General features: G+C 59.8%; 19 protein-coding genes. 6 read left to right on the forward strand and 13 right to left on the reverse strand.

Annotation, left to right across the window (positions count from 1 at the left end):
• Window positions 1–18: 18 nt before the first annotated feature.
• The 3 genes from IVB29_RS24730 to IVB29_RS38545 all read right to left on the reverse strand — a co-directional run bounded on the left by IVB29_RS24730 (window position 19) and on the right by IVB29_RS38545 (window position 4,583).
• Window positions 19–567 (reverse strand): NUDIX hydrolase, encoded by a 549-nt coding sequence (locus IVB29_RS24730; RefSeq protein ID WP_247506017.1) that lies wholly within the window; start codon window positions 565–567, stop codon window positions 19–21.
• 407 nt (window positions 568–974) lie between these two features.
• On the reverse strand, window positions 975–1,787 hold the full coding sequence (locus IVB29_RS24735) for an aminoglycoside phosphotransferase family protein (protein ID WP_247506018.1): 813 nt from the start codon (window positions 1,785–1,787) through the stop codon (window positions 975–977).
• Between the two features lie 1,659 nt (window positions 1,788–3,446).
• A complete protein-coding gene (locus tag IVB29_RS38545) occupies window positions 3,447–4,583 on the reverse strand; it encodes a helix-turn-helix transcriptional regulator (protein WP_247506019.1) in 1,137 nt (378 codons plus the stop codon).
• Window positions 4,584–4,987: 404 nt separating this feature from the next.
• Here IVB29_RS38545 and IVB29_RS24745 point away from each other — a divergent pair, with 404 nt between their 5' ends.
• The 3 genes from IVB29_RS24745 to IVB29_RS24755 are packed head-to-tail and all read left to right on the forward strand — an operon-like array spanning window position 4,988 to window position 8,177.
• Window positions 4,988–5,410 (forward strand): hypothetical protein, encoded by a 423-nt coding sequence (locus tag IVB29_RS24745; RefSeq protein WP_247506020.1) that lies wholly within the window; start codon window positions 4,988–4,990, stop codon window positions 5,408–5,410.
• Window positions 5,392–5,949 (forward strand): hypothetical protein, encoded by a 558-nt coding sequence (locus IVB29_RS24750; RefSeq protein ID WP_247506021.1) that lies wholly within the window; start codon window positions 5,392–5,394, stop codon window positions 5,947–5,949. The genes IVB29_RS24745 and IVB29_RS24750 overlap by 19 nt, the downstream gene beginning before the upstream one ends.
• 17 nt (window positions 5,950–5,966) lie before the next feature.
• Window positions 5,967–8,177: an autotransporter domain-containing protein gene (locus IVB29_RS24755; protein WP_247506022.1), complete on the forward strand. Its 2,211-nt coding sequence runs from the start codon at window positions 5,967–5,969 to the stop codon at window positions 8,175–8,177.
• 123 nt (window positions 8,178–8,300) lie between these two features.
• Here IVB29_RS24755 and IVB29_RS24760 read toward each other — a convergent pair whose 3' ends face one another.
• Entirely contained in the window at window positions 8,301–8,789 is a 489-nt protein-coding gene (locus IVB29_RS24760) for an NUDIX domain-containing protein (RefSeq protein WP_247506023.1), read from the reverse strand.
• A gap of 140 nt (window positions 8,790–8,929) precedes the next feature.
• On the opposite strand from IVB29_RS24760, the gene IVB29_RS24765 reads away from it, so the two are divergent.
• Window positions 8,930–9,400, forward strand: a complete 471-nt coding sequence (locus IVB29_RS24765) for a hypothetical protein (RefSeq protein WP_247506024.1) — start codon at window positions 8,930–8,932, stop codon at window positions 9,398–9,400.
• A gap of 104 nt (window positions 9,401–9,504) precedes the next feature.
• Here IVB29_RS24765 and IVB29_RS24770 read toward each other — a convergent pair whose 3' ends face one another.
• The 8 genes from IVB29_RS24770 to IVB29_RS24805 form a co-directional block, all read right to left on the reverse strand.
• A complete protein-coding gene (locus IVB29_RS24770) occupies window positions 9,505–9,795 on the reverse strand; it encodes a hypothetical protein (protein WP_247506025.1) in 291 nt (96 codons plus the stop codon).
• Between the two features lie 16 nt (window positions 9,796–9,811).
• Window positions 9,812–10,171 (reverse strand): hypothetical protein, encoded by a 360-nt coding sequence (locus tag IVB29_RS24775; RefSeq protein WP_247506026.1) that lies wholly within the window; start codon window positions 10,169–10,171, stop codon window positions 9,812–9,814.
• 392 nt (window positions 10,172–10,563) lie between these two features.
• On the reverse strand, window positions 10,564–10,905 hold the full coding sequence (locus tag IVB29_RS24780) for a hypothetical protein (RefSeq protein WP_247506027.1): 342 nt from the start codon (window positions 10,903–10,905) through the stop codon (window positions 10,564–10,566).
• 618 nt (window positions 10,906–11,523) lie between these two features.
• The gene (locus tag IVB29_RS24785; RefSeq protein ID WP_247506028.1) at window positions 11,524–11,889 is read right to left on the reverse strand and encodes a hypothetical protein; all 366 of its coding nucleotides are present in this window, start codon (window positions 11,887–11,889) and stop codon (window positions 11,524–11,526) included.
• A 101-nt stretch (window positions 11,890–11,990) separates the two neighbouring features.
• Window positions 11,991–12,272, reverse strand: coding sequence for a hypothetical protein (locus IVB29_RS24790; protein WP_247506029.1), 282 nt, complete (start codon window positions 12,270–12,272; stop codon window positions 11,991–11,993).
• Between the two features lie 16 nt (window positions 12,273–12,288).
• Window positions 12,289–12,999, reverse strand: a complete 711-nt coding sequence (locus IVB29_RS24795) for a site-specific integrase (RefSeq protein ID WP_346731298.1) — start codon at window positions 12,997–12,999, stop codon at window positions 12,289–12,291.
• A gap of 318 nt (window positions 13,000–13,317) precedes the next feature.
• Window positions 13,318–13,911: a hypothetical protein gene (locus IVB29_RS24800; protein ID WP_247506030.1), complete on the reverse strand. Its 594-nt coding sequence runs from the start codon at window positions 13,909–13,911 to the stop codon at window positions 13,318–13,320.
• A 271-nt stretch (window positions 13,912–14,182) separates the two neighbouring features.
• Entirely contained in the window at window positions 14,183–14,578 is a 396-nt protein-coding gene (locus tag IVB29_RS24805) for a RidA family protein (protein ID WP_247506031.1), read from the reverse strand.
• 63 nt (window positions 14,579–14,641) lie between these two features.
• Between IVB29_RS24805 and IVB29_RS24810 the strand changes: the two genes are divergently transcribed.
• The gene (locus IVB29_RS24810) at window positions 14,642–15,418 is read left to right on the forward strand and encodes a helix-turn-helix domain-containing protein (protein ID WP_247506032.1); all 777 of its coding nucleotides are present in this window, start codon (window positions 14,642–14,644) and stop codon (window positions 15,416–15,418) included.
• Between the two features lie 178 nt (window positions 15,419–15,596).
• On the forward strand, window positions 15,597–16,088 hold the full coding sequence (locus IVB29_RS24815) for a hypothetical protein (protein WP_247506033.1): 492 nt from the start codon (window positions 15,597–15,599) through the stop codon (window positions 16,086–16,088).
• A gap of 135 nt (window positions 16,089–16,223) precedes the next feature.
• Here IVB29_RS24815 and IVB29_RS24820 read toward each other — a convergent pair whose 3' ends face one another.
• A complete protein-coding gene (locus tag IVB29_RS24820) occupies window positions 16,224–16,433 on the reverse strand; it encodes a hypothetical protein (RefSeq protein ID WP_247506034.1) in 210 nt (69 codons plus the stop codon).
• Window positions 16,434–16,616: the final 183 nt, after the last annotated feature.

The raw sequence follows: 16,616 nt of genomic DNA on the forward strand, positions 1-16,616 counted from the left end.
TGTCCAGCCTTCACAACTTCATGCTCCGATTGCGCGGAGCGCCTTGTAGCCCGCCGCAACCGAAGACATGGCTTTTATGTCTCCATCTTCAAGCGCTTTAGTCACTTCTTTCAGCGACATTCGGACGACTTCGACCCCCGACGCCTCTTCCAACGGGTCAAGACGTTGCTTCCCTGTCTGTACACATCCGCGCGCAAGAAAAATATGCACAAGATTTGAATTCCTGCTGGCATCGTCGAAGCAAGTTCCCAGACCCATCATGCTGCCTGGTGAATAGCCAGTCTCTTCTTCGAGCTCCCGCGCTGCCGCCGTCTCCGATGACTCCGACCAAAAAGTACCGGCCGGGAATTCCAGCGTAATTGCCTGCACACCATGCTTGTATTGCCGAACGAGGACGAAATGGTTCTCTGGTGTAAGCGGGACCACAATGGCGACATTTGGCCTTTGCGAGACAAAGTAATCGTCAACGACGCGCCCATCAGGCAATTTGACGGTGTCTCGTCGGAGCTTATACCAACGATGGTCGAAGGCCATCTCGCTCGACAGCAGTGTCCAGGGCTGGATCAAGAATCCTCCTGATTTGGTGTGATGGTTGGTTAATCGCCTGATGGGCGCATCCGTCCAACTTGCGCCACGTAAGTCCCGGTGCTGCGAGTATATCCCGACGAGGTATGCGTACTAGAATTTGAACCGGTGCCGCTGAGATACTGCGCTTGTGCAGCGGTTGTGGCGAGTGCCAGTGCGGCAGCCAAAATGAGCTGTTTCATTTCCGTCCCCCAGAAAGGTTTTATCGAATACCGTATGCAACCACGTTGCAGACCCTGGGTCGAGTCCAACCATCGGATTAGCAGGATCATCCTACGATTCAGTTGCCAGTCCCTCATCCCGCACGCGCCAGGCTCGGTGATGGCAGCAGTTGCGGGCCCTCGAGCTGGTTGCCCTTGGCCGGAGACAATCCAGGACCTCGAGTCGGTTCAGTCTCCCGAGCGCAGCCCCGCTTCGATGCGCTGGATCAGTTGCTCCCGCAGCGCAGGCGCCACGTTTCCGAGGACGACGAAGGTGCGGACGATAGGCAGATACGGCTCCATTGCCGCCGTCAGCTCCGCCAGAGACATGCCGGCCAGGCGCACATATTCGGATTGCGCCGCCGCATTAGTCGCGCGCGGCCGCTCCGGATTGTCGGCTATTTCCGGGCCGAGCTTGGACAGGATGACATGCAAGAACCCAAGATCGAGGGCGGCGGGCCCGCGCATCGCGAAGGTCCAGTCGACGAGCTTGGGGCCTTCCGGGGTCATGATCACGTTGCCGGGGCTAAGGTCGCAATGGCAAAGCCCGTCGCCGGTCGGCAAGCGATCGATCAGGGTGAGGATGTCGGTGGCGATGTGCTTCGGGACCTTGCCGTCGTCGTGCCGCAACTCGCTCTCCATATACGCGCGCATGGAGAGGAGCCCCGGCGGCGCGGAGGTCTTGTGGAGAGACACGGCCAGAGCCGCGATGATCGCGCCCGCCTGTTCGAACGTCACCGCGCCGGTCCGCGAGAGATGCCACAGGGTCGGTCCGTCGAGGCGCTCCAGCACGATGCCGAAGCGCCCGTCCAGCGTCACCTCGCCGAACACCGCCGGCACTGGGATGCCGGCGGCGTGCACGGCGCGGATCATGCGTACCTCGTGTCGGCCGAGCAGATGAGAGACGCCGGACCTAAACAGCTTCACGACCTGACCGGGCGCCCAGGCGTAGGCCTCGGAGAAGGCGCCTTCACCGATCTTTTCCCCTAACGATCCCCGCATGTGAGTTCTCCGCCGCCCGGATGCACCCGAGCGCTGCCGGCCATTATGATCGCGTTTCAACCTGAAGCGACCTTCCCTTTCTGGTCTGGATGGGACCTCGGCAGCTGCCTGATAGGTTATCCAGAACGAGACCGCCTTAACGGACGCACAGCCCGTTCGATCTGGTCGGCAGCGCTGTGCGCGGGAACCCCGCCTGAAAAGATTGCGTTTCGCAGGGCGAGCGCACCCTGTCGAAAACGATTGTCCTGCAAGATGCGCATGATAGCTGACTGAATGCATCGGCATTCGGCCTCAGCGGGCAACCGGATTCCTGCACCGCGGGCGACCACACGGGCCGCATTGTCGTGCTGGTCGCCGACTAGGGGCAGGCAAACCATGGGAACGCCGTGGCGCAGAGACTTCGTCAATGTGCCGATGCCGCATTGCGTGACAACAGCATGGACATGAGGCAGCACCGCTTCGTGCGAGACGAGTTTCACCATGCGGGCATTTGCCGGCGGCTCGAACTGTCAGACCTCCAGTGCAGATCCTAACGTAACCAGAGCGCGGACTGGCAACTTCGCCGCTGCGAGGATCCTCCTCAGTAGGCTGGATTGTCCCTGATCGAGAGTGCTGAGCGAGACAAGTACAAGAGGCCCGGTACCTTGAGTCAGCCAATCGTCGCCTAGGGCGAACGGAGCGGACCTATCCTCCTGGGTGCCCACATGAAGCACATTGCTCGGAAAGCGCGGTGCGGGCCAGTCGAACGCCGGGCTCACGAGGACAAGCACCCGCGAAGCCGCACTGTACTGCTTAAGAGGCGAGCGCGAGGCCGGCAATCTGCAAAGCAGCCGTGCCCTGTTTAAAGGTCCGAGGGCGTTGCTAGTCCATAGTTTGCTTACGATCGCTCTGCCGATCACGTCCCGACTGAAGCCCAAAAATCCTGTTGTTGGCGGGTAACCCGGTCCGTAGGGCGGAACGCCGTTGACCGGCCACGGATAGACGGTGTGCATCAGGGCAACGGACGGAATGCCTGCAGCTTCCGCCGCGATCAATCCGCCAAGCAAGACAAAGTCTGAAACCACGAGGTCGGCTTTCTCACTCCGCAGTTCGTCCGCAACGTTCAGCGACCAAGCAGGTGCCCATACCGCGGTACGGGCCTCGCGCTGCACGCTTCGAAATGGTGCCGGTGTCCAGGATACGATCAGAGCCCGTTCTGAATATTCCCTGTCGTCAGAAGGATGAATGGCAGGACTATCAATCGCACGAGCCCGGCTCCGATTTGGCCGATACGCTGCAGGAGCGAGGCACTGATCGGCAGGCGGGATTCACGAACACCAGGGCCCACCATGACGCGCACCCGATGACCTCGCGCCCGACTCCAGCAAGCACTCGAACCTGATCTCGGCGTCGCCCCAGACCGACGTCACCCGCCTCGCTGATGAACTTGTTGATCTCGTCGAATCTCTCCTTCCGGTGGGCGAGCCGGTGCGCCTTGCCGGGGATGTAGTTGTTCTGCCTCATTGCCTGTCACCGTTCAGGATCGCGACGACCTTGTCCGCATAGACCCTCAGCACGGCGAGGATGGCACCAGGACCGCGGCCGGATCCCGCGCGGTCGTACCCGCAGGCGCGCCAGGGCCGTGTGCATTTTTTTCTCCTTAGGGTGCACTGACGCGGATCAACTGGAGGCGGACTGTTCGAAACCGCTTATCAGCTTGATCAGCTCGCCCTGTCGCGCCGTACCGGTCTTGCGAAAGACATTGTGCAGGTGGGTTTTCACCGTCGCCTGAGACAATCCCAGCAGATCGGCAAGGGCTCGCACACCGCTGACTTTGGCCATCCCGTCGAGCACGCGCGTTTCGCTGGCGGTCAGGTTGTACTGTTTTGCCAAGGCTTCCAGAGGCGGCGGACTAGCCGGCGACGTCCTGCGAGCGAATACTGCCGCAACGGCGGAATGCACCGCGCCGACCCGCTGTCGGTCCCCTGACTTCAACGGCAAGACATGCGCGAACCAGCCGCGAGCGGGTGAATCCGAAAGTGCAATCGCGGCGCCATGGCTTCCGCCTGCCAAATCACCGTTCTCGGCTGCCAACACAATGTCGCGGAGCGCGCGCTGCGCCTCGGGCGCGGCAGCCGCGAGCGTTCCTCGCCGCGCGTGCAGCAGCGCGCCTTCGTCGAGCATGGCGCGGCCCCGTTCATTGACAAGAACGATCCGGCCGTTCGAACCCAACAGGAAGATAGCAGCCTCGACATGGTCGAGAGTTTCTGTGAGAACCGCCTGCGCAGTCTTGCGCTGATCGAACAACCGGCCAATCGCGACCGCACGCTGAAAATGCGGCACAATCAGCGCGGCCCGTTGTCTCACGGCGTCATCCACGATCCCGTATGTGCGATCCCGGCGAATATTGAGGACGGACGAACTCGTCGCACTCTTCTCCAGGTTGACACAGACTACGTCGGCGATCCCCTGCGGTTCGACCCATTCCTTGTGAAAGCGCGTCTCGAACAGCTCCGCTTCGGGAACCAGGTCGGCCGGTGTGTAGATCAATCCGGGTTCAATGAAGGTTGCCGCCGGGAAGACCGGATTCATCGGCATGTATTTCTCGAAATAGAGCCGCGTGTAGTGCGGATCGTCGTTGAACAAATGCAGCGCAGCCGAACTTTCGCTGGCGATATCGTGCCAATACAGCACGGCTGAAGAGCCCCCGACGAAACTGCAGGAGCGCTCCAGCGCCCGCATCCACAAGGCCGGATCAAGTGCGGCGTCGTAGATATCGCCGATGAGTTCTGAGAGGACCGAGGCTCCAGAGGTCACGGCGAACCCGGATCGTGTCGAGCATGCATTCCGAACGTTCCGAGCATTCGCCTCTGACTACCACCGCGTGACACGGGCCGGCGACCGCGACCGCCCAATACAGTCTGCGGACATTGCAACAGGATTGCAAGGGTATGGGATGGCATGGTGAGCGTCGATTTGCTCAGCCGCCTATCTCGCAGGACTCGCTGCTCGCGGGGTTATCCTGAGATGCAATTCGGCAACATTTGGAAGAATATTCGACGGCGAGTACCGGCCTGATGTCGTGTTCAATCGAACGGTTGATGTGCGCCACGCCATCTCGCTCCATCTTCCCGCCGGCGCGGATGAACAGGAACCGTTGATCTCGCGCGTTCGGTCCAGCCGGCCTCGCAACATCGGCCGAAGTGTGGAGCTCAGCGCAAATGCCCCGTGTGATCGCCCATCCGAGGTTCCATCTGATCAAATTCTGTGCACGAAGCGGACGCTCCGCTGGCGCGCGGCGCACCCGGTCATTGCGCTCGCGTTCGATCCTGCTTTGTCTTGGTGCAGCCTCGGTGATGGCACCGGTCGCGCTGTCGTTCGACGAGGCGCTGGCGCGATGCACCGCGGCAGACAGACTCAGTCCCTATATCTGCTCGGGCGCCAACACGACGACGCAAACGATCAATGACTATAACGTTCTGGTCAACACGACGCCTGGATTTTCCGTGAATACCGCGGCCAGTCAGGCGTTGAACATCTTCGGCTTCGGTACGCAGACCTACGCCGACAGCAACGGCTCACCATTGACATCACGAGGCACTGATTTTGCGCTGACGTACGCTCCATGGGCGACCTCGTTTTAAGCGTTGTCTTCATCAACGAGGGGACTGTCTCGATCAGCAGCAGCGGAAGTATACAGGGCTATGGAGGTGTTTCGGCGGTCAATAACGGCACCGGTTCGCTCGATGTGACAGTCACCGGCGCCGTAACAGCGACTGGAAGCCAAGGCATCTACGCCCAGTCGCGCGGAATATTTGGAAGAACTCTTACGGTGAACGCTGCCTCGGTTAGCGGCGCGACCGCGGGCATCTACGCCTACAACTCCGGCCAAGGTTCAACCAGCATCACCGCCACGGGCTTAGTGACGGCGGCCGGCCCCAACGCAGTCGCCGGCATCTTCGCGATGAACGATAATAGCTCCTCGGTTGGGGATCTCACAGTCAAGGCGACCTCAGCGAGTGGTGGCCTGTATGGTGTGGGCGCCTTCAATTACAGCAATTACAACAGGGGAGCAACGAATGTCACAATGACCGGTGATGCGAACGGCAGCCTGGCTGGCATCGCGGCCATCAATGGACAGGTCATACGGTCCAACGTCGAGACGGAAACCTCGCTTTGGTAGGCGGGTCCGGTACCGATATGACTATCAACGCGGTGACTGCGACCGGCGGAAAATACGGCATCTTTGTGGATAACTCGGGCATCGGTGCGACCATTGTGACCGCGACGGGTCCGGTGACGGGCACCTCGACCTACGGCATCCTCGCCGCCAACGGCGCGGTGAGTTTCAACGGTGACGGCACCGTCAGCAGCGTCGCTGCAACCAGGGCGACCAATCTGACGATTCAAAGCGCAAATGTTACCGGGGGGCTTTACGGCATCTACGCCGCCAATATGGGCACCGGCGTCACCGCCATCACCGCCAATGGCGTCGCGCAGGGCCGTGAGGCCGGCGTCTTTGCCCGCTCCAACGCGCAGCCGATCAACATCATCGTTGCGAGAGGCGGCGAGGTGCGCAACGCGGCGATCGCTCCCGATGCGCTCGCGATCGATGCTAGTGGCGGACCGGTCACGCTGACCAACAACGGGCGCCTCACCGGCACGATCAGGCTAGGGCCGCTCGGCAATTCCGTGACCAACAACAGCCTGTGGACCACCACCGGGGCCAACGATTTCGGCGGCGGCAGCACCGCGTTAGTCAATGAGAGCACGGGCACGATCCAGGCAGCGGCCGCGGGTTCGTCTGCGACCGTCAACTTCAATGGTCTGCAGTCCTTCATCAACCGCGGCCGGATCAGCCTGCAGAACGGGGTCGCGGGCGACGTAGCCGCGTTCAGTGGCAATGTCGGCTTCGCGTCCGGCTCGTCCCATCTGCTCGATGTCGACACCGGCCGCAGCGACCGGATCACCACGGGCGGCACCGCGACACTGAGCGGCGGCACGGTCAATGCGGCATTCGCGCCCGGCAGCTACGTGCAACGGCAGTATCAGATCCTCAATGCGGCTGGGGGCGTCAGCGGAAGCTTCGCCTCCATCAACACCAACCTGCCCGCGTGGTTCACGCCATCACTGAGCTATGACGGCAACAACGCCTACCTCACCCTGACGCCGACGCCGGCGTCGGCATATGGCGGCCTGAGCCTCAATCAGACCAACGTCATCAACGCGCTGATCAACTCGTTCAATACCGCAGGCGGCATTCCGATGAGCTTCGCCGCACTCGGACCATCCGGCCTGACGCAAGCCTCTGGTGAAACCGCCACCGGATCTCAGCAGACAACTTTGACCGCCATGAACCAGTTCATGGGCTTGCTCACCGATCCCTTTGTGGCCGGGCGTGGCGATGCCGAGACGGTCTCGGGCAACGCTGCGCAATTTGCAGATGAAGACGACGCGGCGAATGCCTACGCTTCCAGGAATGCGCGGCGGCCGAAAAGCGAGCGCGATGCATTTGCCGCGATCTACCGCAAGGCGTTACCGCCAGCGGCCGATCCGTTCGCACAGCGCTGGAGCGTGTGGGCGGCCGGCTTCGGCGGCTCGCAAACCACCGACGGCAATCTCGCCGCAGGCGCCAATAATAGCACCAGCCGCATCTTCGGCATGGCGGCCGGTGCCGACTATATCCTTTCGCCCAACACCACCGCGGGCTTTGCGCTGGCTGGTGGCGGCACCAATTTCAGCGTGGTCAATGGCGGCAGCGGTCGCTCCGACCTGTTCCAGGCCGGCGCCTTCGTGCGCCACACGATCGGCGCGGCCTATGTCTCCGGCGCGCTGGCCTATGGCTGGCAGGATGTCACCACCGACCGCACCGTCACCATCGCGGGCGTCGATCGCCTGCGCGCGCAGTTCAATGCGAATGCCTATTCCGGACGCCTTGAAGGCGGCTATCGCTTCGTGACGCCGTGGATCGGCGGCCTCGGCCTCACCCCCTATGCGGCCGGACAGTTCACCACGTTCGACCTGCCGGCCTATGCCGAGTCCGTCGTCTCCGGCGCCAACACCTTTGCGCTGGCCTACGGCTCGAAGAGCGTCACCGACAGCCGGAGCGAACTCGGCATCCGCGCCGACAAATCCTGGGCGATGCCGAACGCGATCCTCACCTTGCGCGGCCGCGCCGCCTGGGCGCACGACTTCAACCCGGACCACGCCATCAACTCCACCTTCCAGGCGCTGCCCGGTGCCAGCTTCACCGTCAACGGCGCAAGGCAGGCGAGCGAGTCCGCGCTGACGACGGCGTCGGTCGAAATGAAATGGATGAACGGCTGGTCGGCGGCGGGCACCTTCGAGGGCGAGTTCTCCGACGTCACGCGCAGTTACGCCGGCAAGGGCGTGGTCAGGTACGCCTGGTGAGGTCTGCTTGCGGGCCCATAGCCGACTGCCGCGAGCAGCCGGTCGAGGACCGCCTTTGACCCTAAGCTGACCCCACCGTTTTCATCAAAGTTTGGCGTTTGACTGAGTTGTTCGGTTAACTGGTCAGATGATTTGAAACTCGCCCGATTGCAAGAACCTGACGTAAGCCTCGATACTTTTGAGCATGTTTGGAAGCATCGGCGGAAGCAGTGAGGGCCTGAACCACTGAATTGCTGTACTCTCGTTGTCTCCGATGCAGGGCAGACCTCGGAATGATCGTGAGTAGTAATTCAATACAAAATATTGACACCGGTCTCCGTTGGGAAACGTGAATGTCTCAACCAACGGGTCGCAACCAAAGCCGAATGGTTTGAACTGAAGAAGTTCAAGTCCAGTTTCCTCGCTCACCTCGCGAACAATCGTCGTTTCCAGGGACTCTCCTTCCTCCGCGTTCCCACCGGGCAGTCCCCAGAGGCCAAAATCGGTCCGCCTGTGCAGTAGGACCTCTCCTGCTGTGTTCTCGATGACAATACGAGCGCCCGGCACAAGCAACAGACGATCGCCGACGAATCGCCGCAGCTGCCCGACGTAACTGTCGTTGAAGTCCGTCATGGGAAGTCCCTCGTGGCCATCGATGAAGGGGATCCTTCTCAGGCGAATTGTTGCGATTGAGCCGTAGCCGACCTTTGCACGTTTATAAGTTGCTTGGTAATTTAGGGTGACTGACTGAATAATCCTCGGCGGCAGAGCCTATGACGAAGATTAAGTTATTTTTCGCGGTGCTGGGTAAGTTGTTATCGCGAAACATCTTCCTAATGATCGCTGAGCTACAATCCAAACTGATTGAGGAGTCCAACGTCCTGGATCGTATTGAGCTGACCGATTTATTATCCTTCGAAGTCCGCAACTCGGGACTGAGGGTGATGTCATTTGGAGGCGGGGGCAGTGAAGTCATTCAGTCGCTGGATCTTTCGGTCGAAGAAGCGAGGTTAGTGTTTTTGTCGATCAAGAAAGCGTGCGTAGCACGGGAAGCTGTAAGTATTCAGGTTGGCGAGCAGTCATGGACTATAGATGCTCGACCCAGATCCGGCGCGGACAACGTGATCATTCGGTGTCGTGGGCCGTGGATGAGCACAAGTGAAGTAGCGATGCTAGGAAATGCCGCGAAGGCGACGGCTCATTTTGCAGACAGGTTCGGGCTGGAGTCAATGCCCTCCAGATGAGTCTGCTTATGGCCTATAGCCGACCTTCTGGACCGCCGCATTCTGGAGTCTGATAACCGCCCTTAGCGGACTCCAGGATTTGTCAGCTCGCCCCGAGCCAGGCGTTACTGCGCGACCACGCCCTTGATCGCCCACATTGCCGCTTCTTCGAGCTTCGTCTTCGCGAAGTTGAGCTCACGGGTCGCGTTGCCGTTGGGCGCGATGAACGCGAGCAGCTCGAGGAACGCGGCCTCGGCGGCGCGGATCTCGGTGATACGCTCGCGCTTGCGATCGTTGAGCTCCAGACCGTCGAGCCCAGTCACGGCCTCGCCCATCTGAACGGGCGGTGCCTGCTCGCCCGGTTCAAGTACGATGGCCTGGCCCGGCTTCACGCCGGCATTGGTCTTCGCATTCATGGTGGCCTCTCGTGGGTTAGAGGAAATCGCCGCCGGTGTGATCGTCGAAGTCGTTTTCGCGGCGGTCGTAGACTGCAAGCGTGTCGAGCTTCGCGTCCGGGCTGTGGCCCTTGATCTTCAGCGGGTCTTTGTCGGAATCGAGCGCCAACGTGATGAAACCGGCGCGCATCGAATATCCCGAGAAAGCGTTTTCGTCGAGGCCCGCGGCCGCGATCGCACGCTTGACGATGCGAGCGATGGATCTGCCTGACAACGCGCCGGCACCGACGCGGCCGTGTCGATCGACCTCGCGGAACGGCCGGCCGGTGATCTTGGCCGCGGCCAGCCAGGCGTCCAGGGCCTCCACCGGCGGCCGAAGCTTCGCACCGGAAGCCACCAGGCTGCATCCTCACTTTAGGGGGCCAACTGCTGAGGTTGATCTAAATCAACGGCGGCTCGGAGCTTGGCCGTTTAACCAGCACGATCGAGGTCTGAAACCCATTGCGGAGTTCGAGGGGATGAATGGTCAAGACATTCCCGACCGGCCCAAGCAACACCTGGATCAGAAGCTCTCTCGATCAGAGGAAGCTCGGCGGATCGTCAGCGAGTACGCGGACGAATTGCGGCAGCTCATCAAGAAATTACAGAAAAAGTTGAGCTAAGATCGTGCCCGCTCGGGAGCCGAAAAGGCGACACGGTTTTCCGGAGTCCGTTAAGGGCGCTTATCGGACATCAGCGCGGGATCGCAAGAATGACCGCAGCTGACCCTGAGCGGATAGTGGGTATCGCCTATGTGCCGCTCGCGAAATGGGCTGCTGTAGCACCGACGCAGAGAGCAAAGATGGTCCACAAAATGATTACGGCCATTCCGTAGTTAATCTGGGTTCTCGCGCGAGTGACCGTCGTCTTCAGGTCATCAGGAAGCCCATTAGCAATATCGTCCTGTCCCCAAAATTGCTTCGCGTACCAAGGGCTTTGGAACACGGTGTAGAACCAGGGAAAGTTCGCGCCGCCGAAGCGCGCTCCGATCAACTTGTATGTCGAATAGGCCGTTCGCATGCTCAGCAGCCCGGACAGAGTTCCGACGATCGGAATGGAAATGAACGACGCTTTTGAGATTTCTGTCCACACGCCTTGCCTCATGATCATCAAACGATGAACTATGTCGCCCTCAATTGACATCGTAGCAGGCAACACTCAATACGTCAGCTTCTGGCCTATAGCCGACCTGTGGCGTGCATCCGGTCGAGGACCGCTTGTGACCCAAAGCGGAACGGGCACGGGGCGTTGTAAATCCGGGTATCTTATGGCTCTGCCATGGGAGAGATGCTTGGCGTATCTATTTTGCCCGGCGTGCGGTCGCTGGAAGAGACGCGACAAGTGCCCCGATTGCGGCACCGTTACGCGTTCCATGTGGAAGGATATTGTCGTAGAAATCCTTGTCCAGTTCGCCATTTGCGCGCTGGGGATTTTTACATGTTGGTTATTCTGGTTTCGGTAGTCCGGGCCGCCTCAGTTGGCGCGGCATCATTCATTCGTACAAGCGCCAGCTTCCGCTCGTGGCCCATAGCCGACCTTCTGGACCACCGCATTCTGGAGTCCGATAACCGCCCTTAACGGACGCTAGGATTGTTGCTCCCCCTGAGGGAGCGCCGCGTTGCCTTGAAGGGAGCGGACGGTGCCGCCCCCCGTTTTGAATGGGACCTTTGGACCACGCGCCTAACTAGACTATGGCTGGTAGGCGGCTAATCACTGACAGGGTGTCCACGGCGGCTTCAGCTCTAGATCATATTGGCAGACTTGGCCTGTTCGGATGCAGTTGTTAAAATTCTGATGATCCATCGCTTTGTTGCACAACGATACGGCAGTGACGAAGTTTTTGCCGCCTTTGGTCGTCATTTTCTCTCGAACACAAATTTTAGCGTTGTTGTCCGTAACTGAAAAATCGATGTCGAGCTTTGCTTTGTCCCAATTGCAATCGCCCGCTGCCGACTTCGGCGAAGCTACCGATTTAGGATTCCCGACGACATGTCCGCCATTGTTGGTGGACGCGGCGAGAGAGATCGAAGTAGTTAGGAAGAGGGCAGACGCTGCAAATATAACTGTTCGAAACATGAGTGGCACCCCGGCTCTTGGTTGAATGATCTTACAACTATCATCAAAAGTAGTGCCAGCGCAAATCCCCCCATTAGGGATTCATCGCAGCGGCCGCCGTGCTACTGCGCCGCCACCCCCTTGACCGCCCACATGGCGGCTTCCTCGACCTTGATCTTGGCGAGGTTGAGCTCGCGCGTCGGGTTGCCGTTGGGCGCAAGGAAGGCGAGCAGCTCGAGGAACGCGGCTTCGGCCGCGCGGATATCGGTAATGCGCTCCCGCTTGCGATCGTTGAGCTCGAGGCCGTCCAATTCAGTCACGATCTGCACGGGCGGTGCCTGCTGGCCGGCTTCAAGCACAGTGGCCTGGCCCGGCTTGATGCCGGTATCGGTCTTCGCGTTCATGGTGGCCTCTGTGGGGTTAGAGGAAATCGCCGCCGGCGTGATTTTCGAAATCGCTCTCACGGCGGTCATAGATCGCCAGCGTATCGAGCTTCACGTGCCGGCTGACGCCCTTGACCTTCAGCGGATCCTCGCCGGCATCGAGCGCCGACGTGATGAAGCCGGCGCGCATCGAATGTCCGGAGAAGACCGCCTCATCCAGGCCCGCCGCTTCGATCGCCCTTTTGACGATGCGTGCGATGGATCTGCCCGAAAGCCCGCCGGCACCGACGCGGCCGTGTCGATCGACTTCACGGAACACCGGCCCGGAGGTGATTTTTGCAGCGGCCAGCCAGGCGTCCAGGGCCTCGACCGGTCGGAGCTTCTTCCCGTTCGGCACTGGCAGCTCAGTGCCCCTGCCTTCCTGGTCGCTCTTGGAATGGCCGAGGCGCATCGTCGCCTTGACGCCTTCGCTGTTGGTGGGCGGCTCGAAGTTCGCAGCCTTGTGGGCGCTCCGGATCGCGGCAACCCGCCGCTGGATCGTCGAGGACTTCCGCCCGCCGTCGGCGAGCTGCGCCAAGTAGCGGGCCACGACGGCCGGAAGTGCTGGAAGTGGATCCTCGGATACTTGTCCACACCAGGCGGTGAAGTCCGCCCAATCAGTGGCATACCCCTTTCGGGTATTAGAAGACTTCTCCGCTTCGAGGTAAGCTCGCACGGAGGCCATCGCATCGACGAGCTCGTTCGGCATCGACGTCCGCCTCGCGAGGGATCATGTCTGTAGGGACCATGTCTGTCATGACTGGCTACGCTGGCGAGAACATTCGACGCGGCGATATGATCAAGATCGTCGACGGAAAGCTGTTCGCTGCGGTTCTTTATGAGCCAAACGTGGGCGGAGCCGCCGAAGACATTCCAGAGGGCGTCCGTGCGTACTGCTTGCAAGACGGTATTTGGCGAACTATGCCACCAGGGTTTCGGCCCTAGAGTCCGTTAAGGGCGCTTATCGGACATCAGCGCGGGATCGCAAGAATGACCGCAACTGACCCGAAGGCGACTTCGCCGCGCTTCAATCCTTCCTCATTCGATTGAGAAGAGACAAGGTCTTCTGGTGAATTTCACGCCAGTCACTTAAAAACGGAGAACTGAAACTCACGTTGACCATGAGATCGAGGTATTCGAAATAGTAATTGCAGGAATAGTACAGCTTTGGCGTCGTTACGGTCTGAGGTTGGGTGCAGTGGATCAGATAGTCACGACTACCATCCTTCGACGCAATATATTCCCGAAACTCTTTCGATATGCCGCTTCGCAACTCCCGCAGGCCATACGGAGCGCCGGTAATTTCCGGCGAGTAGTTAAGCTCGTTCAATCTCTCAATGCCTCGGGCAACGGTCATGACCGTCCCCTCAAGCATCGACACGTTGATTTTCCGTCTCGCTCTCTCTTGCGGATCCCTGATCGTGGGCGCAGTAAATTCCGGCCACTGCAACCCGAGGCGTACCGCCGGATCACGCGACCAGTTTGGATTTGGATTGGTGACGCCGCTGTAATCCGGCTTGTAAATTATCTCAATCAGGTCGCGAGGAATGACGTACGTGTGCGAAGCAAGCGTCTGAGTTACGAAATTGGGACTATCGTCTGCCTGGAGAGGCGTCGTCATCCCTAGAGCTATGAAACCCGCCCTGAGGCTGCTTCCTCCCACAAGCAGCGCCACGCGAAGCCGTCTGACTCTTCGCTGCCCGGAAGAATTTACATCTCTCGATAATTGCTGAGTCACCCCAAACTCCGGCTCTACCGAAGTATACTTAGTTCGCGATGATTAAACGGTCAATTTCCGGTTGTGGCCCTTAGCTGACCTGCCCCGCGCAGTCGGTCGAGGACCGCTTGTGACCCATAGCGGACGTGATGCACGCGGGGCCTGTCGTACGGGCTTACATTACGGCCACGCAATCGACCTCAACTTCGAAGGGTCCCGGCCACGAGGGCACGTGTAGAAAGATGCGCGCAGGGGATTCTTTCGGGAAGTATCGCTGGTAGACAGCATTAAACGTGGCGAAGTGCGAGGGATCGGGTGTGCAATAGACGTTACATTTGACCACCTGTGAGAGCGAAGAACCGGCTGCTTCCAAGCACAGTTTCATCTGTTCGAGTACAATTTCAGCTTGTCGCTCGAATGGCTGCGACTCAATTTCGCCGGTTTCGGGGTCGAACGGCGGCAAGCCCGACAAGTAGACGAAACCGTTCGCAACGATCACAGGATAGATCGGGCCTTTGCGGCGTCGTTCCAAGTAGCTCGATATTGGCTCCACGCGTAGTCGTTTAATCATGGTGCACCTATCGCATGCGAGTGAATGCCCCACCATAGCCTGCGTCGTCGCGGGAATGCTTCGGTGCTCACCGAATCATCTCTGCTTGCGTTTCGCGCTTTCACAACGATAAAATCGCTTATGGTCGCGGCGTCAAACATGGTCGAAGTGGCAGCTCTGGTCGGCGACACCGCGCGCGCGACCATGATGGCCGCCTTGATGGGCGGGCAGGCGCTAACAGCTAGCGAGCTAGCTTCGCTGGCACACATTTCGCGGTCAACCGCGAGCGGGCATCTCAGGAAGCTAGTCAGTGCCAAGCTACTCTCTGTGACGCAAAAGCGGCGCAACCGCTATTACCGGATCGCATCGCCGCTCGTCGCGAGGATGCTCGAAAGCATCAAGGCGGTCGCAGCACTGGAGACGCCGGCGCGCTACCAGCCACGCTCCGCGCAAGACGACGCGCTGCGCTTCGCGCGCACTTGTTACGATCATCTGGCCGGCCAACTTGGTGTTGCGATCGCCGACGCATTGGTTGCTAAAAAATATGCCGTGGTGAACGAGGAGAGCGGCGAACTTACCGTCCGCGGCAAACGATTTTTGTTTGAATTCGGTGCGGAGTTAACACCAAAATCGGGAAACCGCCGGATTTTTTGCCGCGCCTGTCTCGATTGGAGTGAGCGGCGCTATCACATCGCCGGGTTGGTCGGCGCGGAAATTTGGCGGCGCTGCTTGGAACTGGACTGGCTCACTCGGGATCGCGATACTCGCGTGGTGCGAGTGACGTCAGCCGGACAAAATGGCTTTCGCGACATATTTGGTATCTGTCTGAACTATAATCGTCGCGCCATTCGAATTGAGTAGATTGCCAGGCGCAATGTCGGCTTGTGGCCCATAGCTGTCCTGCCGCGAGCAGCCAGTGCAGGACCGCTTGTGACCCGTTGCGGACATTGGAAGGGATTGCCAATATTCGGACTTCAGACTTGGTCAGCTTATGGGGCTGACTGATTACTTAGCTGGGTATCAACGTCGGTGATCGAGCATGATCTATGATGCTTCCGTTGCGACTACAGGAGATGTCCCCGAAATACTCGCCCTTCAGGCTGGAAATCAGATTGCTAAAGGTGGCGCCTTGTCGGTCGAATTCCCCGCGGCTTGGTTCGAGACGGCTGTGCAGGAGATGCCAATTATCATTGCTAGGCGTGGAGGACAGCTCGTCGGCTATCTTGTTTCGAGCGCACCGGAAAGGACGAAGGACTACGCACTCGGGCAAGCAAAGTTCACGGCTTACCCCGCCAAGGCAGGCGCCTACAATTCGGGTCCTTTGTGCGTTGAGGCAAGCGAGCGAGGCCAAGGTTTGGCGGAACGGCTGTTTGAATTGCAGGGATCACTCCTTCGGGGACGCGAAGGCGTTGGGTTCATTCGCCGGGACAACGCAGCATCACGAGCAGCTCACGCCAAGTACGGCTTCTCGGAGGTCGGTAAATTCAGCTACCTCACCATTGAATACCTGGTGGTCGCTCGTACAACCTAAGCCAAGGTCTCCTGTTGGCCCGTGGCCGACTAGTTGGGGTGACCTGGCCATGTCCGGTCTTGGTCCCTGAACGGAACAGGCTTCGTCGCCGCAAGCTGATCAACTTGTACACTCCCAGCCAGAAGTACAGGAGCGTCAGGTCTCGCCAGGTCCGGAGAAGGTCGAAGTCGGCGGCGTGGTGCGCGGCACCGGCAGGGGCCGTTCGGTCGCCCTCGATAATGCGGTGCGGCCCTTAGAGTCGTACTGCTTGGCGAGGTCTAGCAGGCGGCGGCGGGTGAATGGGTCCGCCGTGTCAGCCATAACGCGGACCCGTTGCGCCAGACCTTGGTAGAATTCCTGCTCCATGACACGCCCCCTCAACATCACTGCCGGAGCGACCGATCTTCGCGTAACATTCAGCTTAGGTTGTGTTTTTGGCCATGTTCCCTGAGGGTGCCGACTCGATCTCTCGCATTTCGGCGGGCGTAAGAAAGCCGGGCATGGCCGCGCGTTCCTCAGTGCTGCAGTCCGGAATCTCCGTGTCGAACC

Source organism: Bradyrhizobium sp. 1 (genome assembly GCF_023073315.1).
Classification (GTDB): domain Bacteria; phylum Pseudomonadota; class Alphaproteobacteria; order Rhizobiales; family Xanthobacteraceae; genus Bradyrhizobium.